Raw genomic sequence first — 14,614 nt, 5'->3', positions numbered from 1 at the left:
GCGCTCCCCCCCCAGCGGGCCGGGGCGTGAGGCGAACCGGCTCGCCACCGAGTCGCGAGACCTACTGGACTTCCGGACACGTGCCGGTCTGTCCCTGGGCGAAGCCGCCGCCCGCACGCCCCTCCCACTCATCTGGTCCGCTGCTTCGAGTGGCAGAGAGCAGGGGGCGGAGTTCTCACTCGGAGCGGCTGCTGTCGATGCCTTCGGTGAGCAGGTCCCGAAGTGACACGGCGACTGCGTGGAGGCAGGTCGCGAAGTCCTTCTCGCCGTAGCTCTCAGCCCAGCGGTCGAGGGCGTTCTGGGATGCGATGGTGGCGATCTGCGCCACCAGTTTCGCGCTGTCGTCGTCGACGCCCCGTTGCAGGAGCGCGTCCTGGATCGCGCTCGTGACCGCGGCCAGCTTGGTTCGCTCCCGCTCCTGAAGCTCCGGACTGGAAGCGATCACAGCGCGGCGTTCAGCCGTGCGGTCGATGTGCTCGGCAAGGGCGGCGCCGACCTGGGTGAGAGCCGCGAGGGCCGCCGACAGAGGAGCAGCAGCCGGGTCGGCGTCCAGGACTGCCGCACGCACTGCGGCGGGCAGCCGCTCCGACCCGGCGAACAGGACCTCGCGCTTGTCGGGGAAGTAGCGGAAATACGAGCGGCGGGTGATCCCGGCCCGCTCGGCGATCTGTGTCACCGTCACGTTGTCGTATCCATGCTCTGTGTAGAGCTCGAGCGCCGCTTGTGTGAGGCGCTCCGCGGTTCCGGGATCCCATCTGGCCATGGTCGGACGATAGCAAGTGATGTCTCACTGTGCCATCAGTGCTAGAGTCAGTGATGACACAGTGAGACATCACTGCGAAGGGCGCCCGCCGTATTCGGCGAGGCGGGTGGCCGCCGCGTTCATGGCACGACAGGAGCAGGCTCATGACCGACACCACCCGGAGCGCGCGACCCGAAGAGATCTGGATCCTCGGCGCGGGCGGGCGCATCGGAAGCGCCGTCACCGCGAACCTTGCCGCCCAGGGACTCGAGCCCGTACTGGTCGGACGCGAAAGAGACGGCGACGCGCTGCACAAGACCGCCGCGGACCTCGGCAGCCGAGTCGTCGTCGCGAACGGCATCGACGGCATCGCGGCCGAGATCACCCGGCAGCGACCCGCCGTGGTCTTCAACGGCATCGGGAACTACGCGGAGACGGCCCCGGTCATCGCCCGGGCGTGCATGCCCGGTGGGCACTACCTTGACCTGGCCGCCGACCTGACCGCCGTCCCGCGCCTGCTCGACCTGGGCCGGGAGGCCGAACGGGCGGGCAGCACGCTGGTGACCGGATCGGGCTTCGGCGTGCTGGCCACCGAAGCCGTCGTGATCAAGCTGTGCGAGGACCGCCCGGCCCCCGCAGCCGTGCGCGTCGACGCGCTGGCCTCGGTGTCTCTCAGCGCCGGAGTCGTCGGCGCCGCCTTCGCCGCCTCCATGATCGACATGTTCGCCACCGGTGGACGTCGTTACACCGACGGACGCATGGTCACCGCACGCCTCGGCGCCGATCTCCGAAACCTCACCCTCCCCGACGGGGAACACGCGAAGTCCGCGGGCGCTCCCACCGCCGAGCTCCTCGCAGCCCACCGGGCCAGCAAAGCGCCGTCCGTCACCGTGACCACCGGGATGGCACCCACCTCGCCCGTCGTGCGGGCCGTGGCCCCACTCGTCGGAAAGCTGCTGTCCATCGAGCCGCTGCGACGCTTCGCCCTCAGCCGGACGGCGAAGGCCAAGATGAAGGAAACCCCGGCACCTCGCCGTCACTCGTGGGGGCACGCGGTGGTCACCTGGGCCGACGGCACCCGCCGGGAGGGCTGGCTGCGTGCCGGCGACGGCATGGCTTACACCGCCTCCGTGGCCGCCTCGGTGGCCGCCCGCCTTGCCCGCGGCGAGGGCCGGCCGGGCGCCTACACACCCGGCGCCCTGTTCGGTGCCGGCCTCGCCGAGCAGGCGGGCGGACAGTTTCTCCTCCCCGAATCGACCGGTGCCACCGGGGGCGGACCGGTCACGGACTGACGAGGTGCCCGGGTCTCACCCGGACGCCCGCCTCAGTGCCCACGGCAGACGCCTCCCGATCGACCGGGGGCGATCGGGACGCCCGGCGGCGCACGTCGCGGACGAAACGGGCACCTCTCACACCGCCGCCTACAAGTGGGTCCGTAGCCGGCGAGCCGAAGGCGACGCGGGGGTGCGGTGCAGCAGCGCCACCCCGCGCCCCGCCGCCTCACGGCATCCCCTCGCGCAAGGCGTCGGAGACGGACTTGACGCCGCCGTGCGCGGTCATGCCGCCGTCCACCGGGATCTCCGCGCCGGTGATGAAGGACGCGTCGTCGGACAGCAGGAACACGACCAGGGGCGCCACCTCCCCGACGGTCCCGGTACGGCCGAGCGGCGTCTCCCGGATGCTGGCCTCGCGGAAGGCGGGCGCGGCGGAGGCGGTCATCCCGGTCTCGATGTAGCCGGGGTGGATCGTGTTGACGCGGATGCCGCGCGGGCCCAGCTCCAGGGCGGCCGCCTTCGACAGGCCGCGCAGCGCCCACTTGCTGCTGGTGTAGGCGACCGGGTAGTGCGCCGTCAGGGCCGCCGAGGAGCCGACGTTGACGACGGAGGAGCCCGGCGGCATGAACGGCGCCAGGTGCTGGATGCCGAGCAGCGGGCCGGTGACGTCGACCGCGTGGACGCGGGCCATGTCCTCGGGGCGTACGGCGCCGACGCGGGCCCGCCAGGTGATGCCGGCGTTGTTGACCAGGCCGTGCACCTGTCCGTACGACTCGTGCAGCTCGGCGGCCAGTTCCGCCCAGGCCGCCTCGTCGGTGACGTCGAGGCGTCGGCAGCCGGGCGCCTCGGCGACGTCCGTGGCGACGACGCGCGCTCCCTCGCCGGTGAGGGCCTCGGCCTCGGCGGCGCCCTGCCCGCGGGCCGCGCCGGTGACGACGACGACCTTGCCGAGCAGCCTCTTGCCGTGCGGTTCGCTCACGGCCGCTCCCGGGACCGGCGTCGGCCCGTGGGCAGGGGGACGGGCTCGGCGCCGGGGACCACGGTGTTGGTCAGCGTGCCGATGCCCTCGACCGTGAGGGTGACGGTGTCGCCGGGCTTCAGCGGTGGCGGGGTCTGCTCGCCGTGCCGGCCCCAGAGTTCGGCGAGGCAGCCGCCGTTGCCGCAGGTTCCGGAGCCGAGGACGTCCCCGGGGACGACCCGGGTGCCGCGGGAGGCGTAGGCGGTCATCTCCTCGAAGGTCCAGCTCATGTTGGACAGCAGGTCCTCGCCGACCTGCTCGCCGTTGACCTCGGCGGTCAGGGCCAGGCGCAGGAAGCCTTCGCCGTCCCGGTACGGCTCCAGTTCGTCGGCGGTGACCAGGTACGGCCCGAGGGTGGTGGCGGTGTCCTTGCCCTTGCAGGGGCCGAGGCCGACCTTCATCTCCGCGCCCTGCAGGTCGCGCGCGGACCAGTCGTTGAAGACGGTGTAGCCCACGATGTGGTCCCGGGCCCGTTCCGGGGTGAGGTCGCGGCCCTCCCGGCCGATCACCGCGCCCACCTCCAGCTCGAAGTCCAGGACGGCCGACCCGGGCGGCACCGGTATGTCGTCGCGGTGCCCGTAGACCGCATGGGGGTTGGTGAAGTAGAAGGCCGGGGCCTCGTACCACTGTCCGGGCACGCCGGCGGTGCCCTCCACCGACCGGCGCACCCCCTCCACGTGCTCCTCGAAGGTCACGAAGTCCCGCACCGACACCGGCTGGAGCGGGGGCAGCAGCCGGACCCCGGAGACGTGCGGGCCGGGCGGTTCGCCGAGGGCCGTCGAGCCGGCGGCGAGCAGTCCGGGCAGCCCCGAGGTCTGCCGGATCAGTGCGGTGAGCGAGGTGACGCCGGGCAGGGGGAAGAGGGTGCCGTCCTCCTCCACCACCGCTGTCCGGCGGCGCTGTTGGTGCTCGTAAGCGGCGAATCGCATCTCCGGCGGCCCTAGACCGGCGGGGCGACGAAGACGCCGCGGTCGGGGTCGTTGAAGGACTCCTCGGCGACGAGTTCGTTCATGGGGTTGGCGGTGCCCCACTGGTCGCTGACCTCGGGCTGGGAGAAGTCGTAGACGTGAGGGTGCCAGGTGTCCTCGTCCAGGCACTCCAGCTCGGTGGTGTACTCGACGGTGTTGCCGTGCGGGTCGAGGAAGTAGGTGAACGTGTTGTCGCCCGCCATGTGCCTCCCCGGGCCCCAGATCTTCCTGAAGCCCGCCCGCATGACCCGGCCCGAGCCGCGCATGTACTCGTCGATGCCGCGCATCTCGAAGGAGACGTGGTGCAGGGCGGTGTGCGGTCCCCGGGCGATGGCCATGGAGTGGTGCTGGCTGCTGATCCGCATGAAGTGCATGACCTCGCCCATGTGCGGCGAGCCGAGCGTGTCGGAGAGGGCGAAGCCCAGGTGGCGCTCGTACCACTCCCGGGTGCGGTTCAGGTCGGGGGAGTTGAGGACCACGTGGGAGAGCTTGACCGGAATGGACTCCTTCTCCTCGATCCTGCGGTGCTGCCTGACCTCGACGTCGGCGGAGACCTCGACGGTGCGGCCGTCGACGTCGAAGAAGCGGAAGCCGTAGCCGCCGCCGGGGGTGGTGACCTTGCCCGGACGGGAGATCAGCCGTACGCCGCCCGCGAGAAGCCGCTCGGCGAGGGTGTCGACGTCGGCGGCGGACGCGGCACCGTAGGAGACCAGGTCGAGGCGCTTCTCGTCGGCCTTGCGCAGCCGTACGACGTACTGCTCGGGGGAGCCCTCGGCGGCCAGGAAGGAGATGCCGGAGTCCTCGGCGACCTTGGTCAGGCCCCAGACGCCGGAGTAGAAGTCGAGCTGCTTGTCGTAGTCGGGCACGGCGAGATCGACGTGCCGCAGATGGGTGAGCAGGCGTGTGCTCATGGGGTCAGTCCTTCCTCAGGAGGGCGGCGGCGTTGCCGCCCCGGACGGCGTGGAAGTCGGTCTCGGACAGCTGTGCGGCGCGCAGGGCGCCGACCGGGTCCTCGGCGCCCATGTCGAAGGGGAAGTCGGAGCCGAGCAGCACCCGGTCGGCACCGGCGACCCGGACCAGTTCGCGCAGCACGCCCGGGTCGTGGACGAGGGAGTCGAAGTACAGGCGCTTCAGATAGCTGCTGGGCGGGTGGGCGCAGCCGGCGCCCGCGTCGGAGCGGGCCGACCAGGCGTGGTCGGAGCGGCCGATGTGGGTGGGCAGGTAGCCGCCGCCGTGCGCGGCGACCAGCTTCAGACCGGGGTGCCGGTCGAGCACACCGGAGAAGATCAGGTGGGAGAGGGCCACGGCGTTCTCGGCGGGCTGGCCGACCGTGTTGGACAGGTACCACCGGTCCAGGCGCTCGTCGAGGGTGCAGCCGAAGGGGTGCAGGAAGAGCAGCGCGCCCGTCTCCTCGGCCCGGGACCACAAGGGTTCGTACGCCGCGTCGGAGAGTTCGCGTCCGGGGGCGTGGCTGGAGATCTCCACGCCGATCAGCCCCTGGGCGAGGGCGTGGTCCAGGGCGCGGACCGCCTGCTCCGGGTGCTGGAGGGGGACCAGACCGAGTCCGCGCAGCCGTTCGGGAGCGGCCGAACAGTGCGCGGCGGTGGCTTCGTTGGCCAGCCTGTACAGCTTCTCGGCCGTGTCCTCGCCGGTCCAGTAGTGGTAGTGCGAGGGGGAGGGACTGACCACTTGCACGTCCACGGCTTGGGCGTCCATCGAGGCCAGGCGCACGGTCACGTCCGTCAGACGGGGGAAGCGCTCGCGCACCATGGGGCCGCTGACGGCGAGGGCGGCGGAACCGTTGCGACGGGCGTCCAGCTCCTTGACCCCGGCGTGTCCGGGCAGCCCGGCGACGAGGGCGTCGACCTCGGGCAGCAGGACATGGGCGTGCACGTCCACGGTGGGCGGAGACACGGGAGTCACGGCAGCTCCCGGAGCATGGTCATGGTGCGGCCCATCAGGCCGGGCACATCGGCGTCGCGCACCCCGTCGAGCTGCCACTGCCCGATCCGCACGGACGCCTCGACCACGGGCCGGACCCGGGCGACGCGCCGCTCGTAGTACGCCTGGAACAGGGCGTCGTCCCACTCGTCGGTCCCGGTCAGCAGCTGCGCGAGCACCCAGGCGTCTTCCAGGGACAGCGCGGCCCCCTGGGCCAGGGTGGGCGGGCAGCAGTGCGCGGCGTCACCGACCAGCACCACCCGTCCCCGGTGCCAGGCACCCTCGACCAGCATCCGGTCGAACCACGTGTAGTTGACCTCGGCCGGGTCGGTGATGTGCGCGGTGATCTCCGGCCAGAAGCCGCCGTAGGCGGAGGCGAGGCGTCGCATCTCGTCGGCGTACGACTCGGGCGGTATGGAGGCGCGGTCGCGGCTGGCCTCGACGACGTACGCGTAGAGCGTCGTCTCGCCGGTGGGGCAGTACCCGGCGATGTACGCCGGGCCGCCGTAGGCGAGGTCGGTGCGGGTCAGGGCGGCCGGGCGCGGGGCGGCGACGCGCCAGATGGCCATGCCGGTGGGCTCCGGCTCCTCGGTGATGCCGATCGCGGCGCGGGTGGCGGAACCGACGCCGTCGGCGGCGATCACCAGGTCGTAGCGGGCCTCGGTGCCGTCGCCGAGGCGTACGGTGACACCGTCGGCGCCGTTGTCCAGGATCTCGGCGGTGGTGCCGAGGCGGACGGTGGCGCCACTGGCGCGCACGGCGTCGATGAGGATCCGCTGGAGTCGCGGGCGTTGCATGCCGACGGTCGCGGGCAGGTCGTCGCCGCCGGTGCGCAGGTCGTCCTGGGCGTGCAGGACCGTGCCGTCGGGGGTGGTGATGCCGACCGAACCGAAGCCGAATCCGGACGCCTCCACCTGCTCCCACACCCCGAGTTCGCGCAGCACCCGCAGGGCGTTGCCCTGGAGGGTGATGCCGGAGCCGGCGGTGGCGTTCCAGTCGTCCTTGGCCTCGACCAGGTCCACGCCGAGACCGGCACGGCGCAGCAGGACGGTCACGGCGTTGCCGGCCGCGCCGCCGCCGACGACGAGGACCGTGCGGGGCTGGGTCATGAAGAACTCCTTCGTTCCTCGGTCTACTTGACCGCGATCGGGTTGACGGGCGAGCCGACCGCGCCGGTGATGGGCAGCGGCGCCGCGGTGAGCCAGAAGTCGTACCGTCCGTCGGCCGCACAGTCCTCGGCAAGGGCGTCCAGGTCCCACATCTCGCCGATCAGCAGGCCGATGTGGGGGATGGCGACCTGGTGCAGCGGCTGGAAGGCGTGCTCGAACTCGTTCGGGCGGACCTCGAAGCCCCAGGTGTCGGTGGCGATCGCGGCGATCTCGCTGCCGTGCAGCCAGCCGGCCGTGGTGAACGACAGGCCGGGCGCGGGGCCGCCCGCGTAGTCGCCCCAGCCCTCCCGGCGGGTGCGGGCCAGTTGCCCGGTGCGCACCAGCACGATGTCCCCGCGCCCCACGGTCACGTCCTGGGCCTCGGCGGTCGCCGTCAGGTGCTCCTCGGTGATGGGGAAGCCGTCGGGCAGCTCCCCGTCCCGGCCGGCCGCGCGGCCGACGTCGAGCAGGACACCGCGCCCGGCGACGTGCGGGGCCATGTGCTCGATGCCGGTGACCAGGTCGCCGTCGGAGGTGACGACCTTCTCGGCCGGACGCCCGTTCCAGGCCCTGCCGTGGTCGAAGATGTGCCCGAGCCCGTCCCACTGGGTGGAGCACTGCAGCGGCATCGCGACGACGTCGTCGGCGCCGCCGATGCCGTGCGGGAAGCCCTGGGTGCCGAGGGCGGCGTCGGTGCCGGTGTCGAGCATGGTGTGCACCGGATTGGTGCGCCGCCGCCAGCCCTTCTGCGGGCCGTTCATGTCGAAGCGTTGGGACAGCGAGAAGCTGACCCCGCGCCGGATCAGCGCCGCGCCCTCCCGGCGCTTCGCCCCGTCGAGGAAGTTGAGGGTGCCCAGGACGTCGTCCTGGCCCCAGCGGTCCCAGTTGGAGTACGCCTTCGCGGCGCGCGCTATCGCGCCCTCGGGGTCGGTGCGGTCCGGCGTCACCGGGTCACCTCCGCCACGCAGCGGGTGCGCTGGGCCCCGAGCCCGGTGATGGCGGCGTCCATGACGTCGCCGTCGCGCAGCAGCCGTCCCCAGTGCATGCCGTTGCCGGCCGGGGAGCCGGTGAGCACCAGGTCGCCGGGCAGCAACCGGGCGCTCTGCGAGGCGTAGGACACCATCCGTGCCACGTCGAAGATCATGTCCCCGGTCGACTCGTCCTGCATGGTCTCGCCGTTCAGTTTCAGCGTCAGACGCAGGCCGCCCGTGTCCCCGACCGATCCCGCCGGCACGATCCAGGGACCGAGCGGAGTGAACCCGGGCGCGTTCTTGCTGCGCAGCCAGTCGGTGCCGATCTGCGGCATGTCCCGGCGGAAGACGGTGGCGCGGTCGGTGAGGTCGTTGGCGATCGTGTACCCGGCGACGTGACCGAGGGCCTCCTCGACGGACACGCGGTGGGCGGGGCGGCCGACGACCGCCGCCAGCTCCAGTTCCCAGTCGGGCTTCTCGGCCCAGGCCGGCAGCACGACGTCGTCGTAGGGGCCGGTGATCGCGCTCGGCAGACCGATGAACACGTACGGCAGATCCTCGGCGGCCCGCCGGTCCATGAGCTCCGCGGCCTCCGCGCGCCGCTCCTCCTCCGGCCGGTCGTCGCCCGGGGCCCGGTGGGCGACGTGGAGGTCGATCACGTGCTGCCGGTAGTTGGCCCCCGACTGGAACACCTGCCGCGGCTCCACCGGCGCGTGCACCCGGAAGGCCGCGAGCGGCTGACGGGCCCGTTCCGTGTCGTCGGCCAGCGCCCGCAGCCGCGGCAGTGCCGTCTCCCAGCTCTCCAGCAGGGTCCGGACGGTCAGTTGGTCGTCGCCGAACTCGGTCCGCAGATCGAGCACTCGGGCATCGGCGGTGACGAGGGCGGGAAAGGCGGGGCCCTCGGGAGCGGAGAGGGTGGCCAGGGCGAAGGGTCCGGCGAAGGGGGCGGACGCGGCTTCAGGTTTCACGGACAGGTCCTCCTGATTGCGATGGCACTAATCTGGACCCGCCCCTCACGATCACGGAAATCGATTCTGTGGATGGCAGTCATCCACGGGGCGAATCTCCGCAGGTCGGCGCCGGACAGCTAGGGAACCGCCGTGAATCTCAGTCGCCTGGACCTCAACCTCGTCGTAGCCCTGCGCGCCCTCCTCGAGGAACGCAACGTCACCCGCGCCGGACAGCGCGTCGGCCTCAGCCAGCCGGCCATGAGCGCCGCCCTGGCCCGGTTGCGCCGCCACTTCGGCGACGACCTCCTCGCCCGCGTCGGCGGCCACTACGAGCTCACCGCCCTCGGCCAGGTCCTCCTGGACCGCACCGCCACGGCGTACGACGTGCTGGAACGCCTCTTCGCCAGCCAGGCGGACTTCGACCCCGCCGAAGAGCACCGGGAGTTCACACTGATCGCCTCCGACTACGCGGTCGCGGTCTTCGGCACCGAACTCGCCCGTGTCGTGCACGAGGAGGCCCCCGGCATCCGGCTGCGCTTCGCGCAGACCCCGCCCACGGTGGTGGACGCCACGGACGCACTGCTCAGCACGTCCGACGGCCTGCTGATGCCGCACGGGGTCATCAGCGACTTCCCCGCCACCGACCTGTACGGGGACCGCTGGGTCTTCCTCGTCGCCGACGACCATCCCGGTGTCGACGACCGCCTCACCCGCCAGGACCTGGCCCGGCTGCCCTGGGTCACCTACCAGCGCACCTACGACGCCCCGGCCGTGCGCCAGCTCGGCATGCTGGGCATCGAGCCCCGGGTCGAGGTCTCCGTGGACAGCTTCCAGGTCATCCCGCTGCTGGTGGCCGGCACCCGGCGCATCGCCCTCGTCCAGGCCCGCCTCGCCCGGCTCCTGGCGCCGCTCGCCGGCGTGCGCGTGGTGGAGCCGCCGTACGAGACCGTGCCGCTGCGGGAGGCGATGTGGTGGCATCCCGTGCACACCCACGACGCCGCCCACATCTGGCTACGCGAGACCGCCGCCCGCGTCGGCAGGCGCATGGCCGACGAGCCCGAAGGAAGGCGGGCCGGCCCCGCTGAGCCCGAGGCCGGGTAAGTCCTTTGCCCTGATCACCGACAGTGAACGATTCCGATCGGGAGAGACCGTTCCCGATCCCTCCGGAACGACTGCTTCACCGGCTTATCGGTCTGTCGTACGAGGCCTCATACCAGAGCGGGACGTTGTCCGGGGGACTTTGGCAACTGCCCACCGCACATGAGGGCCGGGCGACTACTGTCAGTGTCCGTCGGGCGACGTAGGGCCGACCAACCAGTACACGGACCAGTACGAGGACACCGATGTCTCACCTCCGCGCACCGGCCGCGCGCGCAGACCGCCGCGAGGGCGGGCGGCACGGCCGGCCGGCCCCGCGTACCACCGCCGCGGCGACCGAGACCCACATACGGTCCCAACTGCTGCGGCTCGCCGTCCTGCCGCCGGTGGCGGTCGCCCTCAGCGCCTGCGCGGTCGTCCTGTTCACCGTCCGGTCCACCGGCGCGCGGCCCGGCCCCGTCCTGTGGGGCGTACTCGCGGGGGCGGTCTCGGTGACCGTCGCGGCCGTCGCCATCGCCGCGTTCGCCGCCGACCGCGCCGCGCGGTCCGTGCACGACCGTGTCGGCACCCTGCGCCGCGGCATCGCGCGCCAGGAGGGCGATCTGCGTGCCGTCGTCGAGGCGTTGCGCCGCGGCGAGGGCCCGTCCCCGCGCACACCGCGCGGCGCACCGCCGGACGACGCCGACGACTTCGAACTGCTCGCCGCCGATCTCACCCGCGCCCACGACGGCGCCGTCACCGCCGTCGTCCGGGCCGCGCAGCTCTCCAGCCAGGCGGGCAGCGAACAGAAGCTGGAGGTCTTCGTCAACCTCGCGCGGCGCCTGCAGTCCCTGGTGCACCGGGAGATCTCCATCCTGGACGAGCTGGAGAACGAGATCGAGGACCCCGACCTCCTCAAGGGCCTCTTCCACGTCGACCACCTCGCCACCCGCATCCGCCGCCACGCCGAGAACCTCGCCGTGCTCGGCGGCGCCGTCTCCCGCCGCCAGTGGAGCAACCCGGTCGACATGACCGAGGTGCTGCGCTCGGCCATCGCCGAGGTCGAGCAGTACTCCCGGGTCCGGCTGGTCCCGCCGATCGACGGCACCCTGCGCGGCCACGCCGTCGCCGACGTGATCCACCTGCTGGCCGAACTCGTCGAGAACGCCACCCTGTTCTCCGCCCCGCAGACCCAGGTGCTGATGCGCGCCAGCCTCGTCACCTCGGGCCTCGCCGTCGAGGTCGAGGACCGCGGACTCGGCATGCCCGTCGGTGAACAGGACCGGATGAACGCCCTGCTCGCCGACCCCGACCAGGTCAACGTCGCCCGGCTGCTGGCGGACGGCCGCATCGGGCTGTTCGTCGTCTCCCAGCTCGCCAAGCGGCACGGGATCACCGTCCGGCTGCAGACCAACATCTACGGCGGTGTCCAGGCCGTACTCGTCGTGCCCCAGGCGCTGTTGGGCACGGAGCCGGGTGCACCGCCCGGCGGTGCGGCCCGGCCGGCGCAGGCCGCCGGTGCCGAGCCGGTGCCCGGGACGCCGTCCCGGCAGCAGTTGCTGGCCGTGCCTCCCACGGCGCCGCAGGCCCCGGGCCCGTCCACCACGCCGCACGTACCGGCGCCGGGCCTGCCGACCCTCGACGCACCCGCTCCGGCCGCGCCGACGCCCGCAGGACCGGCTCCCGCCGTACCCCCTCCCGCGCCCGTTCCCGCCCCTGCTCCCGAGGTGCCGGAGGCGCCCGGGGCGGCCGCCCCGGGCGAGGCTCAGCGGGCCGACGGCGCACCCGTGCCGCTGCCCGTGCGCGGCACCCACCGGAACCGGCCCACCCCGGCCGCCGCCGTACCCGGTGTGCGGACCGACGACCGGGGCGTCCTCGCCGAACACGCGGTCACCCCGCCCGTACCGCGGCACAGCGCCGTGCGCGGCACCATGGGCAAGCCCCAACTGCCGCGCCGACGCGCCCAGGAACACATCGCGCCGCAACTGCGGGGCGGTCCCGCCCCCCGCCAGGAACCCGAGCAGTACACCGGGCACGACCCGGGCCTGATGGCGGCCTTCCAGCGCGGCATCGGCCTCGCCGAGGCCCAGCAGCACGCCGAACCGGCGGCGCGCCTGACACCGACCCACGGCGACCCGGGTGTGCCTGCCGAATGACCGACCGTACGACCGGGGTCCCTTCCCCCTCCGCCCCCGCGACCACCCCCGCCTCCACGCCCTTGATCACCTCCACGACCAGCGCTCCCGCAGACCTTCGTACCCCAAGGAGTCGATCCACCATGGCGAGCGATGCGCCGACGACCGGCCAAGTGTCCGACCTCGACTGGCTGATGAGCGGCCTCGTCCAGCGCGTGCCGCACACCAACAGCGCGGTGCTGCTGTCCGCCGACGGACTGGTGAAGTCCGTGCACGGCCTCGACGCCGACAGCGCCGACCACATGGCGGCCCTGGCCTCCGGCCTGTACTCCCTCGGCCGCAGCGCCGGTGTCCGCTTCGGCGACGGCGGGGACGTGCGGCAGGTCGTCGTCGAACTCGACTCGACCCTGCTCTTCGTCACCACCGCCGGCTCCGGCACCTGCCTCGCCGTGCTGGCCGGCCGCGAGGCCGACGCGGCCGTGCTCGGCTACGAGATGGCGATGCTGGTCAAGAGCGTCCGCCCCTACCTGGTCACCGCACCCCGGCAGCAGGCCGTCGAACCCCCGGCGATGAGGCCTTGACGGTGGCCGCGGCCGGCGACGGGCCCTGGCTCGACGACGCGGCCGGACGGCTGGTGCGCCCCTTCACCGTCAGCAACGGCCGTACCCGGCCCACCGTCGCGCTCGACCTGATGTCCCAGGTCATGGCCACCGGGGCGACCCCCCTCGGCTACCTCGGACCCGAGCACACGCAGGCACTCGACCTGTGCCGGGCGCCCCTCCCGGTCGCCGAACTCGCCGCCCGTCTGCGGCTTCCGGTGGCGGTCACCAAGGTGCTGCTCTCGGACCTCGTCGACTGCGGCGCGCTGACCACCAAACCCCCCGCCGCGTTCCACCACCATCCCACGGACCGGGCCCTTCTGGAGGCAGTGCTCGATGGACTACGACGACAGCTCTGACCACGCACACGGCGAAGGCGCCGACCCGTTCCCCACCGCCCTGAAGATCCTCGTGGCGGGTGGATTCGGCGTCGGCAAGACGACCTTCGTCGGCGCGGTCAGCGAGATCGCGCCGCTGAGCACGGAGGAACTGCTCACCACGGTCAGCGCCGCGACCGACAACCTCGACGGAATCGAGAACAAGCTCGAAACGACCGTGGCCATGGACTTCGGCCGCCTCACCCTGGACGCCGAACACGTCCTGTACCTCTTCGGAACGCCCGGCCAGGAACGCTTCTGGTTCATGTGGGACGAGTTGTGCGAAGGCGCGCTCGGAGCGGTGATCCTCGCCGACACCCGCCGCCTGGAGGAGTCCTTCGCGGCGGTCGACTTCTTCGAGGAGCGCGGCCTCGGCTTCGTCGTCGCGATCAACGAGTTCGACGGCTCCTACCGCTACGACCCCGAGGAGGTGCGCGCGGCCATGGACCTCCACCCCGAGATCCCGATCGTGCGCTGCGACGCCCGGATCTCCAGCTCCGGCGTCCAGACACTGCTCACCCTCGTACGCCACCTCATCGCCCACACACCGGCCCCCGCCTCGGGGTTCGGCGCCGGGGTCCGCCCATGAGCTACGACCCGCCGCGCCCGGCCGGACGTCTGCTGCTCACCCCGGAGGACCGGGAGGCCCCCGAGCGGGTACGGCGGTTGCGCCGGCTCGGTCTCGCGGAACGCGCCGACCCGGCCCTCGACGCCTACGCCGCCCACCTCGCCGGCCTCGCCGAGGCGCCGTACGCGATGGTCAACTTCCTGGTGGAGGGCGGGCAGTTCTTCGCCGGGCTGCGGGTGCCGGAGGTCCCGCCGGTGACGCGGGGCGACGGCACCAGTCCCGAGTTCGGCCGGGTCCAGCCCCGCGACCACGGCTTCTGCCCGCACGTGGTGGTCCGGCGCAAGGCGCTGGTCCTGGAGGACGTGCGCGACTACCCGCGCTTCGCGGGCAACCCCGTCGTCGACGCCTTCGGCATCCGCTCCTACCTCGGCGCCCCGCTCATCGACAGCACGGGGACGGTCCTCGGCACCGTGTCCGCCGCCGACGTGCGCCCCCGGGCATGGGGCACCGCGGGCCTGGCGACGATCAAGTCGGCGGCGGCCGACCTCGTACGGCGCATCGAGCGCAGCGCGGAGGACGGGCTCCCGCTGTGAATCGCAGGTCGACCGGCTGCCCGGGGCGTGCGGCGTGAAGGAAAGCTGCGGCCGGGCTTAAGAAAGGCTCGATGGACCGGGGGCGGTGTCGTACGGCAGATTGCTGTGCGATTCCCCTCCCCCTTCCCGGACGCGGGCCGCTAGGGGGTGTCGTTTGGATCAGGCCGGCTCCGGACGACGGTGCCTTGTGGCCGACCCCGGCAAGATCCAAACGACACCCCCTAAGCATGCCCACCGCCGGGACCTCACCCCG

The 14,614-nt window shown here is 72.7% G+C and carries 15 protein-coding genes; 7 read left to right on the top strand and 8 right to left on the bottom strand.

The features are described 5' to 3' along the window. Window positions 1–175: 175 nt before the first annotated feature. Window positions 176–763 carry a TetR/AcrR family transcriptional regulator gene (locus NI25_RS04580; RefSeq protein ID WP_061441202.1) on the bottom strand — a complete coding sequence of 196 codons (588 nt, stop codon included), beginning with the start codon at window positions 761–763 and terminating at the stop codon, window positions 176–178. A 143-nt stretch (window positions 764–906) separates the two neighbouring features. Here NI25_RS04580 and NI25_RS04575 point away from each other — a divergent pair, with 143 nt between their 5' ends. Next, window positions 907–2,034, top strand: coding sequence for a saccharopine dehydrogenase NADP-binding domain-containing protein (locus NI25_RS04575; RefSeq protein WP_061441201.1), 1,128 nt, complete (start codon window positions 907–909; stop codon window positions 2,032–2,034). Between the two features lie 208 nt (window positions 2,035–2,242). Here the strand turns inward: NI25_RS04575 and NI25_RS04570 are convergent, their stop codons facing one another. From NI25_RS04570 to NI25_RS04540, 7 genes are read right to left on the bottom strand one after another with little or no spacing between them, the layout of a single operon-like run. Then, window positions 2,243–2,995 carry an SDR family NAD(P)-dependent oxidoreductase gene (locus tag NI25_RS04570; RefSeq protein WP_061441200.1) on the bottom strand — a complete coding sequence of 251 codons (753 nt, stop codon included), beginning with the start codon at window positions 2,993–2,995 and terminating at the stop codon, window positions 2,243–2,245. Next, window positions 2,992–3,963, bottom strand: a complete 972-nt coding sequence (locus NI25_RS04565) for a fumarylacetoacetate hydrolase family protein (RefSeq protein WP_061441199.1) — start codon at window positions 3,961–3,963, stop codon at window positions 2,992–2,994. The genes NI25_RS04570 and NI25_RS04565 overlap by 4 nt, the downstream gene beginning before the upstream one ends. Before the next feature lie 11 nt (window positions 3,964–3,974). Next, a complete protein-coding gene (locus tag NI25_RS04560; protein WP_061441198.1) occupies window positions 3,975–4,913 on the bottom strand; it encodes a VOC family protein in 939 nt (312 codons plus the stop codon). A 4-nt stretch (window positions 4,914–4,917) separates the two neighbouring features. Then, window positions 4,918–5,916, bottom strand: coding sequence for an amidohydrolase family protein (locus NI25_RS04555; protein ID WP_061446746.1), 999 nt, complete (start codon window positions 5,914–5,916; stop codon window positions 4,918–4,920). A gap of 5 nt (window positions 5,917–5,921) precedes the next feature. Beyond that, window positions 5,922–7,052 (bottom strand): FAD-dependent oxidoreductase, encoded by a 1,131-nt coding sequence (locus tag NI25_RS04550; RefSeq protein WP_061441197.1) that lies wholly within the window; start codon window positions 7,050–7,052, stop codon window positions 5,922–5,924. Window positions 7,053–7,075: 23 nt separating this feature from the next. Then, on the bottom strand, window positions 7,076–8,038 hold the full coding sequence (locus NI25_RS04545) for a cyclase family protein (RefSeq protein ID WP_061441196.1): 963 nt from the start codon (window positions 8,036–8,038) through the stop codon (window positions 7,076–7,078). After that, entirely contained in the window at window positions 8,035–9,036 is a 1,002-nt protein-coding gene (locus tag NI25_RS04540) for a fumarylacetoacetate hydrolase family protein (RefSeq protein ID WP_061441195.1), read from the bottom strand. Before NI25_RS04540 ends, NI25_RS04545 begins: the two co-directional genes overlap by 4 nt. 126 nt (window positions 9,037–9,162) lie before the next feature. Between NI25_RS04540 and NI25_RS04535 the strand changes: the two genes are divergently transcribed. The 6 genes from NI25_RS04535 to NI25_RS04510 all read left to right on the top strand — a co-directional run bounded on the left by NI25_RS04535 (window position 9,163) and on the right by NI25_RS04510 (window position 14,361). Continuing rightward, the gene (locus NI25_RS04535; protein ID WP_061441194.1) at window positions 9,163–10,113 is read left to right on the top strand and encodes a LysR family transcriptional regulator; all 951 of its coding nucleotides are present in this window, start codon (window positions 9,163–9,165) and stop codon (window positions 10,111–10,113) included. Window positions 10,114–10,355: 242 nt separating this feature from the next. Further along, the gene (locus tag NI25_RS04530; protein ID WP_061441193.1) at window positions 10,356–12,245 is read left to right on the top strand and encodes a sensor histidine kinase; all 1,890 of its coding nucleotides are present in this window, start codon (window positions 10,356–10,358) and stop codon (window positions 12,243–12,245) included. A gap of 122 nt (window positions 12,246–12,367) precedes the next feature. Next, entirely contained in the window at window positions 12,368–12,805 is a 438-nt protein-coding gene (locus tag NI25_RS04525) for a roadblock/LC7 domain-containing protein (protein ID WP_061441192.1), read from the top strand. A 2-nt stretch (window positions 12,806–12,807) separates the two neighbouring features. Then, window positions 12,808–13,182, top strand: coding sequence for a DUF742 domain-containing protein (locus NI25_RS04520; protein WP_061441191.1), 375 nt, complete (start codon window positions 12,808–12,810; stop codon window positions 13,180–13,182). Beyond that, a complete protein-coding gene (locus tag NI25_RS04515) occupies window positions 13,160–13,789 on the top strand; it encodes a GTP-binding protein (protein WP_061441190.1) in 630 nt (209 codons plus the stop codon). The genes NI25_RS04520 and NI25_RS04515 overlap by 23 nt, the downstream gene beginning before the upstream one ends. Further along, a complete protein-coding gene (locus NI25_RS04510) occupies window positions 13,786–14,361 on the top strand; it encodes a GAF domain-containing protein (RefSeq protein WP_061441189.1) in 576 nt (191 codons plus the stop codon). The genes NI25_RS04515 and NI25_RS04510 overlap by 4 nt, the downstream gene beginning before the upstream one ends. Window positions 14,362–14,614 lie beyond the last annotated feature (253 nt).

The organism is Streptomyces sp. CCM_MD2014, from assembly GCF_000772045.1.
Taxonomy (GTDB): Bacteria; Actinomycetota; Actinomycetes; order Streptomycetales; family Streptomycetaceae; genus Streptomyces; species Streptomyces salinarius.
Note: the sequence above shows the minus strand (reverse complement) of the source record. Positions and strands in the feature narration are given on the sequence as shown.

What these genes read in the sequence shown, in the direction of transcription:
- NI25_RS04580 (WP_061441202.1), bottom strand. Translation starts at nt 763, where the DNA reads ATGGCCAGATGGGATCCCGGAACCGCGGAGCGCCTCACACAAGCGGCG.
- NI25_RS04575 (WP_061441201.1), top strand. Translation starts at nt 907, where the DNA reads ATGACCGACACCACCCGGAGCGCGCGACCCGAAGAGATCTGGATCCTC.
- NI25_RS04565 (WP_061441199.1), bottom strand. Translation starts at nt 3,963, where the DNA reads ATGCGATTCGCCGCTTACGAGCACCAACAGCGCCGCCGGACAGCGGTG.
- NI25_RS04560 (WP_061441198.1), bottom strand. Translation starts at nt 4,913, where the DNA reads ATGAGCACACGCCTGCTCACCCATCTGCGGCACGTCGATCTCGCCGTG.
- NI25_RS04550 (WP_061441197.1), bottom strand. Translation starts at nt 7,052, where the DNA reads ATGACCCAGCCCCGCACGGTCCTCGTCGTCGGCGGCGGCGCGGCCGGC.
- NI25_RS04530 (WP_061441193.1), top strand. Translation starts at nt 10,356, where the DNA reads ATGTCTCACCTCCGCGCACCGGCCGCGCGCGCAGACCGCCGCGAGGGC.
- NI25_RS04525 (WP_061441192.1), top strand. Translation starts at nt 12,368, where the DNA reads ATGGCGAGCGATGCGCCGACGACCGGCCAAGTGTCCGACCTCGACTGG.
- NI25_RS04515 (WP_061441190.1), top strand. Translation starts at nt 13,160, where the DNA reads ATGGACTACGACGACAGCTCTGACCACGCACACGGCGAAGGCGCCGAC.
- NI25_RS04510 (WP_061441189.1), top strand. Translation starts at nt 13,786, where the DNA reads ATGAGCTACGACCCGCCGCGCCCGGCCGGACGTCTGCTGCTCACCCCG.